This window comes from Streptomyces sp. NBC_00075, assembly GCF_045041225.1.
Classification (GTDB): Bacteria; Actinomycetota; Actinomycetes; order Streptomycetales; family Streptomycetaceae; genus Streptomyces; species Streptomyces adonidis.
Map to the genome: position 1 here is coordinate 11206166 of NZ_CP108243.1, position 11555 is coordinate 11217720.

Below are 11555 nucleotides of genomic sequence, written 5' to 3' on the forward strand. Positions count from 1 at the left end.
AAAGGCAGGTATCGGCCGATGAGGCTCCCCGTTCTCAGTGAAGAGGAAATGGACCCGCGGCAGCGGGAGTTGGCCGCCCGGATCGCCGGACGCCGCGGCGCCGTCCGTGGACCCTTCCGGGTCTGGCTGCACAGCCCGGAGATGTGCGAGCGGGCGGAGTCCCTCGGCGCCTTCGCCCGCTTCGACTGTGACCTGCCCGGGCATCTGCGCGAGCTGAGCCTGCTGATGGCCGCCCGCAACTGGGACGCGCAGTACTCCTGGAACGCGCATGTGCACCAGGCGATCGAGGCGGGCATCCCGGAGGCCGCCGTGAAGGCCGTCGCCGAGAAGCGGGAGGCGGTCTTCGACAACGAGGCGGACCAGGCCTTCTACCAGTTCTGCCGGGAGATCCTGGAAGAGCACTTCGTCACCGACGCGACCTTCGCGCGCGCCCTCGGCCACTTCGGCTCCAAGGGCCTGGTCGACACCGTCGGCGCGCTCGGCAACTTCACCATGCTCGGCATGTGCCTCAACACCTTCCAGGTGGACCTTCAGGCCGACAAGGAGCCCCCGTTCCCCGATGTGCGTGGGTACGGGCGCGTGGTCCCCGACGGCGATCAGCCGTGACTCCCCACGCCGGTACGGCATCCGACACCGGTACGGCACCCCGCGACGCCATTGTTCGCGTCCGGCGCGTCACCAAGAGCTTCGGCGGGGCGACCGCGCTGAAAGGTGTCGACCTCGATCTGTACCCGGGCGAGATCCACGCGCTGATGGGCATGAACGGTGCCGGCAAGTCGACCCTGGTGCAGATCCTCTCCGGAGTGCACCAGGCCGACGGCGGCACGATCGAGGTCGGCGGGCAGGAGCACTCCGCGCTGACCGTGCGCAAGGCCCGCAAGCTCGGCATCGCGTGTGTGCCGCAGCGCCGTGAACTGGCGATGGGGCTGACCGTCGCCGAGAACGTCATGCTCGGTGACCTGCCCACCCGGGGCCGTGCCGTGCGCTGGCGGGCTGTCAGGGACGAGGCGCGCGGGGCACTTTCGGGCCTCGGGATCGACATCGACGTGGAGCGGATCGCCGGCACCCTCACCGTCGCCGAACAGACCATGGTCGAGGTGGCCCGCGAGGTCCGGCGCGGGGGTCGGGTCCTGATCCTCGACGAGCCGACCGCCTGTCTCAGCGCCAAGGACGCCGACCGGATCCGTGGACTGGTACGCACCCTGCGGGACGACGGGGTCGCCGTCGTCTACATCTCGCACTACATCGACGAGGTCATGGCGGTCGCCGACCGCCTCACCGTCCTGCGCGACGGGGAAGTGGTCACCACCGGCCCGGCCACCGGGATGGACCCCGCGTCGCTGGTCCGCAGCATGGTCGGCCGGGACGTCGTCTCGCAGCGGCCCGAGCGGCCCGCCCCGAAGCACGAGAGCGGCCTGACCGTACGCGGCCTGAGTCATGGCCGGGCCGTCCAGGACTTCACCGTCGACGTGCGCAGGGGCGAGATCGTCGCCGTCCTCGGACCGGCCGGGGACGCCCAGTCGCGGCTGTTCGACCTGCTCTCCGGACGGCAGCGCCCCGACACCGGCGAACTGCTCGTCGACGGCCGAACCGTGCCCTTCGGCCGGGTCGCGGCCTCGCTCGCCAGCGGTCTGCGCTGTGTGACCGGCGACCGCCGCACCCTCGGGCTGGTCCCGGGTATGACCCTGGACGAGAACCTGATGCTGGCCGGTGACCGCTTCGCCCGCCGCAGACTGCACCGCCGAGGTGAACTCGCCCGCCGCGCCGCCCCGTTGCGCAACAGCTACGGCGTGGTCGCCCTCACCGGCAACCCGCCCGTGGGCGCGCTGTCCGGCGGCAACCAGCAGAAGGTCCTGCTCGGCAAGTGGCTGGAGACCGAGCCGGTCGCCTGCTTCCTGGAGGACCCGACCAACGGCGTCGACGTCGCCGCCATGGCCGACATCCACGCCCTGGTCGACGACCTCGCCTCGCGTGGCGTGGCCGTCCTGCTCGCCTCCTGCTCCGCCGAGGAGGTCATGCGCCTCGCCGACCGGGTCGTCGTCGTCAGCGCCGGGCGCACGGTCGCGGAACACGACATCACCGCCATCACCCGCGACGAACTCGTCGCCACCGCACTCGGAGGTCAGCCGACGTGAGCCTCAAGACCCCCTCCGCCGCCCCGGACGTCGCGGCCGGCCCGGCGCGGCGCCCCGCGTCCCGGCTGTCGGCGCACGCCGTGCTGCGTGTCCCGCACGGCGGTCTGATCGTGGTCCTCGTCCTGGTGGCCGTGTTCACCGCCGTCCAGGCGGACTCCTTCACCAGCTCGCAGAACCTCCTGAACGTGCTGCGGCAGATCAGCGTGACCGCCGTCATCGCGGCCGGGCTGACCCTGCTGATGACCGCGGGCGGCATGGACTTCTCCATGGGCAGCAACGCGGCCGTCACCGTCTCGGTCGGCGCGACCCTTCTGCACGACGGCAGGCCCACCGCCGTCACCGTGGTGGTCACGCTCCTCCTGGCCACCGTGATCGGCCTGCTCAACGGCCTGGTCGTGACCTTCACCCGGGTCGCCCCGTTCGTCGCCACCCTCGCCTCCGCGATGCTGCTCGACGGCGTCGCCCTGCTCGTCCTCGACGGCGAGTCGATCACCATCGGGCAGCGCATGTGGGCCCTCGGCAACGACAAGGTGCTCGGCATCCCCTACCTGTGCGTCGTCGCGGTCCTCGTCCTGGCCGCGATCGGGCTGGCGATGCGGTTCACCACCTTCGGCCGGGACGCCTTCGCGATGGGCGGCAACGAGCACGTGGCCCGCCTCAGCGGCATCAACGTCTCCGGCCGCAAACTCGCCCTGTACGCGCTTGCAGGCGCCCTCGCCGGTCTGGCCGGGCTGATGCTGCTGTCCCGGCTCGGTGCGGCGGCCCCCAACACCGGTGGGCTGCAACTCCAGTTGACCGCCGTCGCCGCGGTGGTCATCGGCGGCACCTCGCTGGCGGGCGGCCACGGCACGGTCGTAGGAACCGTCCTCGGCGTGGTGCTTCTCGGAGTCGTCGCCAACGCCCTGAACCTGCTCCAGGTCAACAGCTACTACCAGCTCGTCGTGACCGGCGGGGTGCTGCTCGTCGCGGCGATAGTCAACGAGTTCCAACGCAAGGCGACACCGGGCCACTGAGCTCGGGCACGCCCCAGAGAGGCACGCCCCAAAGGGGCGCGGGGAACTGCGCGACCAGCCACGACGGCGCCGCAGTGGACCGACAGCATCCCGCGGAACCTCCATCGCACCTTCCCCTCAAAGATGCAGGAAAGGCCGACCCATGAAGCCCACCACCCGTCCCCGCCGCACCACCAGAGCAGCCTCGCTCCTGGGCACCGCCGCCCTCGTCCTCGCAGGCTGCGGCACCGCGGACGAAAGCTCGGGATCCGCCGGAGGCGCCCTCACCCTGGGGTTCGTCAACGGAGCCAACACCCACTTCCACCAGTGTCTGCTCAAGTCCGTCGAGCAGACCGCCAAGGCGGAGAAGGCCACCGTCTTCTCCGCCAACTCCAAGCAGGACGCGGCCACTGAGCTGTCCAACATCGAGGACATGATCGCCCGGAACGTGGACGCCCTGATCGTCCAGACCGTCAACGTCGACGCCCTCGAAGGCGACATAGCCAAGGCCAAGAGCGCGGGAATCCCGATCTTCCTCACCTCCGTCGCCACCTCGGACCTGTCGGACGTCCTGGGCGTGGCCAAGGTCGACCTGAAGAAGGTCGGCGCGCTGGACGCCGGATGGATCGCGAAGGACGCCGCAGGAAAGGACGTGAAGGTCGGCATCGTCGCGGGTGCCCCGGGCGCCGCCTCCGACCTGCTGGTGGGCGGGTTCGAGGCCGCCCTGCCGGCCACCGCCGAGGTGGTGGCGAACCAGCCCGGCATGTTCAACCCGGCCAAGGCGCAGGACGTCGCCGAGAACATGATCCAGGCCCAGCCCGACCTGGACTACGCCTTCGTCGCCAACGAGGAGATGGCCTTCGCCGTCCGCAAGGCCTTCGACGCGGCCGGTGCGAAGGACGTCAAGATCGTCACCGCCAACGGCACCGAGGACGGCATCGCCGCCGTCGAGAGCGGGCAGCTGTCCGCGACCGTGGCCAACTCGGCCATGGCGATCGGCGAGACCGCGGTGAAGAACACGATCGGTCTGCTCGACAAGGAACAAGGTGTTGACAAAATTGCCAACATTCCTCTTGTCTTGGTCACCAAGGACAACGTGAGCGACGCACCCCAGTACTGCCCGAAATAGAGGCCCACATATGGATCGCTTGCTCCTCATGCACAGCTTTGTCACTGTCGCTCAGGTCGGCAGTTTCAGCGGAGCCGCCAAGAAGCTGGGCTCTTCCGGCTCACTGGTGTCACGGCATGTCGCCGAACTGGAACGGCAGGTGGGTGTCCGGCTGGTCAATCGCACAGCCCGTTCGGTCAGCCTCACCGAACCGGGGCAGCGATACTCCGAATTCGCCGCGCGCATTCTGGGGGAAATCGAGGCGGAGGACGCCGGAATAGCCCAACTCCACGACCGGGCCGAGGGGACTCTGAGCATCATCTGCCCCAAGTGGATAGGCAGCCTGGATCTCGGGGATGCCATCGCCGCGTTCTCCGCCGAGCATCCGAAGATCCAGGTCCGTTTCGAACTCGGCGGAATGTCCGACCGGACGTACGACTTCCTGGACAGTGGATTCGACGTCGCCTTCCACACCCGGGACCTGAGGGACTCCAGCGTCCGACTCAAGAAGATCTCGTCGCTGCCCTTCGTGCTCTGCGCGTCCGAGGCGTACATCAAACGGCACGGAGCCCTAGCCCACCCCAACGACATCGCCGCCCACGACTGCCTGGTCCACGTCAACGACCCGGTGTGGCGCATCGGCCACGGCCACGCCAGCACCCTGCACAAGATCCGCAACATCGCGTTCTCGTCCAACTCCTACATCGCCCTACAGAAGGCTGCCCTCCACGGCCGGGGCATCGCCCTGCTCCCGCAGCGTCCGGCGTACGACGATCTGCTCTCCGGCGCCCTCCAGACGCTGCTGCCCGACCTGGCCGTGCCCGACCGCCCCCTGTACGCGATCTACGGGCCCGGACAGGACGCCCCACGTAAGGTCAGCGTGTTCCTCGACTTCCTCGCCGGGTGGTTCTCGCAGAATCCGATGCCGGCGATCCGGCCGTAATCGCAAGAAACGATTGCACACCTCGTGCGGCTCGGGACATTGAGGCTGTCGCACCCCGGTACCTACGCTCACGAGGCGACCCGGAAACGAGGAATCCATGGGAATCCAGAGAATCGAATCGGTCACCTACAGCGTCGACGGACTCGACGAATGCGCCCGGTTCTTCGACGACTTCGGGCTCTTCCCGCTGGAGCGGACCGACGACCACGCGGTGTTCGAAACACTGACCGGTCAGACGCTCCATCTCGACGCCTTCCCGAGTCCGTTACTGCCGCCCCCGGTGGAGTCCGGGCCCACCCTGCGCGAGGTCGTGTGGGGCGTCGACACCCGGGAGGAGCTGGAGCGTCTGGTCGCCGCGGCCGGCAAGGACCGCGCGGTCCGCGAGAGCGCCGACGGCGTCCACCACACCGTGGACGAGACAGGCTTCGGCGTCGGACTGACGCTGGCCCGGCCGAAGCCGGTGCCCGTCACCCCGAGGTCCGCCAACGCGCTCGGCAACGTCGACCGCTGGAACACCGCGCTGGAGCCGATCGAGCGGGTCCGGCCGCTGCGGATGTGCCATGTGGCCCTCAACATCGCCAAGTTCGGCAAGGAGGAGGCGGTCGCCTTCTACGCCGAGCGCCTCGGCTTCCGGCCCACCGACGTGGTGGAACCCATGGGCGTGTTCATGCAGGCCCCGGGCGACGACGACCAACACACGATGCTGCTGTGCCACCGCCCCGACCGGGCCGGCGTCAACCACATCGCGTACGAGGTCCCCGGCTTCGACGATGTGATCGAGGGCGGCAACTACATGATCGAGCACGGCTGGCGGGAGGCCCGCAGACTCGGCCGCCACACCATCGGCTCCAACGTCTTCCGCTTTCTGCACGCCCCCTGCGGCGGCCGTGTGGAGTACGCCGCCGACATGGACCGGGTCGACGACACCTACGAGACCCGCGTCCACGAGACCACCCCGCCCCACCACATCTGGGCCCTGCGCACCAACCGCGATCAGGACGCCACCGCTTCCTGAACCGCCCTTTCCGGCCCCCGACTTGCTTCGCCCGCCTGCCTGAGAGGCACCCATTCCATGACCACCACAGACCACGGCTACCCCGCCGTCCGTATGTACATCGCGGGCGAGTGGTGCCAGGGCGGCACCGGCAGTACCGCCCCGATCGTGAACCCGGCCACCGAGGAGGTGATCGGAGAGGTACCCCTGGCCACCACCGCCGACCTGGACCGCGTGCTCATCGCCGCCGACGAGGGCTTCCGCGTCTGGCGTGCGACGCCGATCGCCGAGCGCACCGCGATCCTGCACACCGCCGCCGACCTGATCGGCGAACGCGCCGCCGAGATCGGCCGCGTCATGACCCTGGAGCAGGGCAAGCCCCTGAAGGAGAGCACCGGTGAGGCCCTCCGCACCGCCGACACCCTGCGCTGGCACGCCGACGACGCCCGCCGGGCGTACGGCCGCATCATCCCCTCCGCACCAGGGACCGTCCTGACGGTCCGGCGCGAGCCCATCGGCCCCGTCGCCGCCTTCGTCCCGTGGAACTTCCCGGTGGGCGGCCCCAACCGGAAGATCTCCTCCGCGCTGGCGGCAGGCTGCTCGATCATCATCAAGGGATCCGAGGAGACCCCCGCCACCGCCGCCGCCCTCGTCCGGTGCTACGCCGACGCCGGGCTCCCCGCCGGTGTCCTCAACCTCGTCTTCGGTGAGCCCGCAGAAGTCTCCGCCCACCTCATCGCCTCCCCGGTCATCCGCATCGTCGCCTTCACCGGCTCGGTCCCCGTCGGCAAGCTGCTCGCCGCCGAGGCCGGCAAGGTCATGAAGCCCTCCCTGATGGAACTGGGCGGCCACGCCCCGGTGGTCGTCTGCGCGGACGCCGATCCCGCGCAGGCGGCCCGCCGGGCCGCCCAGGCCAAGTTCGCCAACGCCGGACAGGTGTGCACCTCACCGAGCCGCTTCCTGGTCCACGAGAGCCTGGTCGAGGACTTCACCGCCGAGTTCGTGAAGGCCGCCGAGGCGGTCGTCGTCGGTGACGGCCTGGCCCAGGGCACCACGATGGGACCGCTCGCCAACGAGCGCCGCCTGAAGGCGACGGAACGCCTGACCGCAGACGCCGTCGCCCGGGGCGCCAAGATCCTCACCGGCGGCGAACGGCCGGACCGCGCCGGGTACTTCTACCCACCGACCGTCCTGACCGACGTACCGGCGGACGCGGAAATGCTGCACGAGGAACCCTTCGGACCACTCGCCCCGATCGTCCCCTTCACCGACCTCGACGAGGCGCTCACCGTCGCGAACGGGCTGCCGTACGGCCTGGCCGCCTACGGCTTCACCCGGTCCGCCGCCACCGCCGAGCGCCTCTCCGCAGGACTGGAAGCGGGGATCCTGTCGATCAACCACTGCGGCGGCTCGGTCCACGAAGCGCCCTCCGGCGGGGTGAAGGACAGCGGCTACGGCCGGGAGGGTGGGCCCGAAGCACTGGACGCCTATCTGGTCACCAAGCGCGTCTCCCATCTGCTGGCGCCATGAGGTACACGCGAGTCTCGGTCGAGGGCCGGGCGCTGTGGGGCCGGGTGGGCGAGTCACGGATCGAGCTGCTGTCCGGCTCGCCGATCACGGACACCCCGGAGACCATCGGCGTGATCCCGCGCTCAACCGCAGTATGGCTGCCGCCTGTTGTCCCGCCCGTCTTCTACGCCGTCGGCTTCAACTACCCACGGCACATCGCGCACGCCGGCGCCGCGACCCCGGAGCGGCCCGAGGTCGGCTACCGGGCCAACAACGCGCTCACCGGCCACGGTTCGCCGATCGTGAAGCCCGCCGAGGTCGAGGGCCGCTTCGAGGCCGAGCCCGAACTCGTCGCCGTCATCGGACGTACGCTCCGCCACGCCACCCAGGAGGAGGCGCGTGAGTCGGTCTTCGGCTGGACCATCGGCAACGACGTCAGCGCCCGCACCTGGCAGCACCAGGACCGCACCTTCTGGCGCAGCAAGAACAGCGACACCTTCAAGCCGATGGGCCCCTGGATCGAGACGGACGTCGACGCGCTCGCACAGACGACCACACTCAGGGTGAACGGCGAGGAGCGGGCCGAGTTCCCCACCGGCGACATGGTCTTCGACCCCTTCGACCACATCGTCGAGATCACCAGGCACATCACCCTGCACCCCGGCGACGTGCTGTGGATGGGCGCCGAGGCGACCTGCCAACTGGAACCGGGAGACACCGTCGAGGTCGAGATCAGCGGCATCGGTGTGCTGTCCAACCCCGTAGAACACGAAGGGAATCGAGCATGAGCAACGCGCCCCGCTACATCCACCACGTCAACTTCCCGACCACCGACCCCGACCGGACCGCCGAGTGGTACACGAAGGTCTTCGGGATGAAGCGGATCATGCCCAAGTCCAACACCCGGGTGGTGCTGATGACCCGGGGCAACTTCGACCTCCACTTCACCCCGGTCGAGGAGATGGAGCGCATGGCGCCCTACCACTTCGCCGTCGAGGTCGACGACTGGGACGACTTCATGGAGCACCTGGGGGAGTTGGGGATCCGGCACACCCGCCCGATCCAACGCCCCGAGAACCAGTCGAAGTTCTGCTACATCCACGACCCCGACCACACCATGATCGAGCTGGTCTGGCACGGCAAGCGCCCCAACTGACCCTGCATATACGGGAGTTGTTCCCATGCCCCTTGCCGATTCCGACGGCACCTCCATCTACTACGAGCGACACGGCAGCGGCCCGGCGATCCTCCTCGTGCACGGCAGCGGCGGTCACCATGCCGCCTGGTGGCAGCAAGTGGCGGCGCTGCGCGAGGAGTTCACGGTCGTCACCGTGGATCTGCGTGGCTTCGGCAAGTCCGACAGCTCCATGCCCGAGTTCGACGGCCAGGACTTCCCCGGTGACGTCGTCGCCGTCCTGGACCAGGAGGACCTGACCGACGCGATGCTGGTCGGCCAGTCCATCGGCTCCGTCGCCGCCCTGCGCGCCGGACTGCTGCGCCCCGAGCGCGTCTCTTCCGTGGTCCTCGGCCACTCCCTCGGCGGCATCAGTCACCCCGAGCTGAAGGAGCTGGCCGCCGCCGACCGTGCCGAAGCGGTCAAACTCCCCGTCATCGACCGCCTGTTGACCAAGCCGTTCCAGCGGGAGCGCGCCGATCTGACCTTCCTCTTCCAGCAGATGGGCACCTTCAACGTGGCCAGGATGCAGGACCTGCGCAACCTCGACACCAACGGCCCCTCCCTGGAGGAGATCCAAGCCTCGGGCGTGCGGGTCGCCTTCCTCGCGGGCGAGAAGGACGCGGTCCTCAGCGTCAAGACCGTCACCCGCGCCCACGAACTGCTGCCCGGCTCCCACCTGGAGATCGTCCCGGGCGCCCCGCACTCCATGTACTGGGAGGCGCCCGAGCAATACAACGCCGCCGTCGCCCACCTGCGCCGCACCCTCACCGCACCGAAGGAAGCCGCATGAGCAGCCTCACCCTGGACGCCGCCGAGGAGATCATCGATGCCGCCCACAAGCGCGCCCAGGCCATCGGCAAGGCGGTGAGCGTGGCCGTGGTCGACGCGGGCGGATTCCCGATAGCCATCCGCCGCCCGGACGGGGCCCGCCCGCTCACCCCGGACATCGCCCGCGCCAAGGCATACACCGCCGCGATCATGCAGCGCCCCGGCAAGATGCTGAAGAAGTGGCAGGAGAGCCAGCCCGTCTTCTTCTCCCAGCTCTCCCAACTGCCCGGCGCCGCCATGCCGATCATGGCCACCGAGGGCAGCGTCACCATCAAGAGGGACGGCGAGATCATCGGCGGCCTGGGCATAGCCGGCGGAACCGCCGACGAGGACCAGCAGATCGCCGAGGAGGTTCTCCAATCCCTCGGCTACGAACTGGAGTTCGCGGCCTGGGGCATCACCGGCAAGCCCGCTGGAACCTCCGAAACCTCCGGAACATCCGGAAAGGACGCGTGACGTCATGGCGGACACCTTCAACTACCGCATCGACCACCACGGCAGCCTGGTCCGCCCCACCGGCCTCGCGACGACCGGCGTCGAGCAGGCGGTCGAGGACGCGGTGGTCCTCCAGCGCAAACTGCGCTCCACGGTCGTGACCGACGGCGACTATCCCCGTGAGGACTTCCGCAGCGCGGTTCTCGACGGGGTGTCAGGATTCCGCCGTACGGAGGGAACGACCCCCGACGGCCTGGTCCGTTGGATCGCGGAGTCCCTCCCCAAGGCGGGCGGCCCCCTGGTCGCGGACTGGGCGGAGAAACTCACCGAGCTGACGCTGATCGCCCCCAAGGTGTCCCTCCCCTCCCCGGCATATCTGGCCGCGACGACGTACCAGCCCGGGCTCGGCCCCTCGTCGCCCCGCGAGCTGGGGGAGGCCCTCGCGGAGATCGTCCGAGCGGAGATCGCCCTCCTGGTCTCGAAGGGCGTACGCCTGATCCAGCTGAACAACCCACTGCTCCTGGACGGCGACCCGGGTGCACTGTCCTTCGAGGACGCGCTGGCGGTCGACGCCCTGGCGGTACGGCCGGCCGAGCGCCCCGAGGGGGTACGCATCGGCGTCTGCCCCGGCTGGACGGCCCCCGCCGAAGTGGACCGCGCCCGTACCGAGCAGTTGTACGCGGGCATCCCGGCCGACCGCTGGATCCTCCCCTTCGACCAGGGCACCGAGTCCGAACTCGACCTGCTCAGGGCACTGCCGAGCGACCGTGACTTCTGCCTGGGCGTGGTCGACGCGACCGTACCCGGGGTGGAGGACATCGACACGGTGATGGAACGCCTCGACGCGGCGGCCGAGTTCAAGGACCTGGAGGACGGCGCCGTATCCCCGTCGAGAGGTTTCGCAGACGCGGCATCGCACCCCTTGCTGACAGCAGAGCAGCAGCGCCGCAAGCTGACCTTGGTGGAGACAGTCGCCCGGTACGTCTGGGGCAACGAGTTCTAGAACCCACCCCAGGGGCGCGGGGAACTGCGCGACAAGCCACAGACAACCCGCGCCCAAAAAACACACCTAAAGCACCTCGGCAAAAGTAACCACCCGCTCGACAAGCAACGGCCACACCGTCTCCACGATCACCTCCCGGAAGTGATCAGCGACTTTGTGCGCCTCGAACCCGCCCTTGTCGGCATAGCTCTCATACAGCAGAAAAGCCCCCGGCTGATCAACCACCGAATGCACCTCGTACACCAGGTTGGCCGGCTCCGCACGCGTACCTTCCCGCGCCTTCAACAACGCGTCCCGCACCACCCCCGCGTCAGCGGGCTCGCAGCGGTACTGGGCGACAACGACGAAAGCCATATCGACTCCTCCGGAGAATGCGCGGACACCGCCGATTCGAACACGAATCCCCTGATGAGCGGCTCGCGCAGAGCGCA

13 protein-coding genes are annotated in these 11555 nt (G+C 69.2%); 12 read left to right on the forward strand and 1 reads right to left on the reverse strand.

Going from position 1 to position 11555, the window contains the following annotated elements:
* Positions 1–48: 48 nt before the first annotated feature.
* The 12 genes from OG787_RS49310 to OG787_RS49365 all read left to right on the forward strand — a co-directional run bounded on the left by OG787_RS49310 (position 49) and on the right by OG787_RS49365 (position 11124).
* The gene (locus OG787_RS49310) at positions 49–606 is read left to right on the forward strand and encodes a carboxymuconolactone decarboxylase family protein (protein ID WP_405539993.1); all 558 of its coding nucleotides are present in this window, start codon (positions 49–51) and stop codon (positions 604–606) included.
* Positions 603–2135: a sugar ABC transporter ATP-binding protein gene (locus OG787_RS49315; RefSeq protein WP_405539994.1), complete on the forward strand. Its 1533-nt coding sequence runs from the start codon at positions 603–605 to the stop codon at positions 2133–2135. Before OG787_RS49310 ends, OG787_RS49315 begins: the two co-directional genes overlap by 4 nt.
* A complete protein-coding gene (locus OG787_RS49320) occupies positions 2132–3148 on the forward strand; it encodes an ABC transporter permease (RefSeq protein WP_405539995.1) in 1017 nt (338 codons plus the stop codon). The genes OG787_RS49315 and OG787_RS49320 overlap by 4 nt, the downstream gene beginning before the upstream one ends.
* A gap of 142 nt (positions 3149–3290) precedes the next feature.
* On the forward strand, positions 3291–4256 hold the full coding sequence (locus OG787_RS49325; RefSeq protein WP_405539996.1) for a sugar ABC transporter substrate-binding protein: 966 nt from the start codon (positions 3291–3293) through the stop codon (positions 4254–4256).
* A 10-nt stretch (positions 4257–4266) separates the two neighbouring features.
* Positions 4267–5178 (forward strand): LysR family transcriptional regulator, encoded by a 912-nt coding sequence (locus OG787_RS49330; protein WP_369031598.1) that lies wholly within the window; start codon positions 4267–4269, stop codon positions 5176–5178.
* Positions 5179–5275: 97 nt separating this feature from the next.
* The gene (locus tag OG787_RS49335; protein ID WP_405539997.1) at positions 5276–6193 is read left to right on the forward strand and encodes a VOC family protein; all 918 of its coding nucleotides are present in this window, start codon (positions 5276–5278) and stop codon (positions 6191–6193) included.
* 57 nt (positions 6194–6250) lie between these two features.
* Complete coding sequence (locus OG787_RS49340) at positions 6251–7702, forward strand: NAD-dependent succinate-semialdehyde dehydrogenase (RefSeq protein WP_405539998.1); 1452 nt, start codon at positions 6251–6253, stop codon at positions 7700–7702.
* Entirely contained in the window at positions 7699–8469 is a 771-nt protein-coding gene (locus OG787_RS49345; protein WP_405539999.1) for a fumarylacetoacetate hydrolase family protein, read from the forward strand. The genes OG787_RS49340 and OG787_RS49345 overlap by 4 nt, the downstream gene beginning before the upstream one ends.
* On the forward strand, positions 8466–8837 hold the full coding sequence (locus tag OG787_RS49350) for a VOC family protein (protein WP_389347111.1): 372 nt from the start codon (positions 8466–8468) through the stop codon (positions 8835–8837). Before OG787_RS49345 ends, OG787_RS49350 begins: the two co-directional genes overlap by 4 nt.
* A gap of 25 nt (positions 8838–8862) precedes the next feature.
* On the forward strand, positions 8863–9648 hold the full coding sequence (locus OG787_RS49355; RefSeq protein WP_405540000.1) for an alpha/beta fold hydrolase: 786 nt from the start codon (positions 8863–8865) through the stop codon (positions 9646–9648).
* Entirely contained in the window at positions 9645–10142 is a 498-nt protein-coding gene (locus tag OG787_RS49360; RefSeq protein ID WP_405540001.1) for a heme-binding protein, read from the forward strand. The genes OG787_RS49355 and OG787_RS49360 overlap by 4 nt, the downstream gene beginning before the upstream one ends.
* Positions 10143–10146: 4 nt before the next feature.
* Positions 10147–11124, forward strand: coding sequence for a methionine synthase II (cobalamin-independent)-like protein (locus OG787_RS49365; RefSeq protein ID WP_405540002.1), 978 nt, complete (start codon positions 10147–10149; stop codon positions 11122–11124).
* A 66-nt stretch (positions 11125–11190) separates the two neighbouring features.
* Here the strand turns inward: OG787_RS49365 and OG787_RS49370 are convergent, their stop codons facing one another.
* Positions 11191–11478, reverse strand: coding sequence for a putative quinol monooxygenase (locus OG787_RS49370; protein WP_405540003.1), 288 nt, complete (start codon positions 11476–11478; stop codon positions 11191–11193).
* Positions 11479–11555 lie beyond the last annotated feature (77 nt).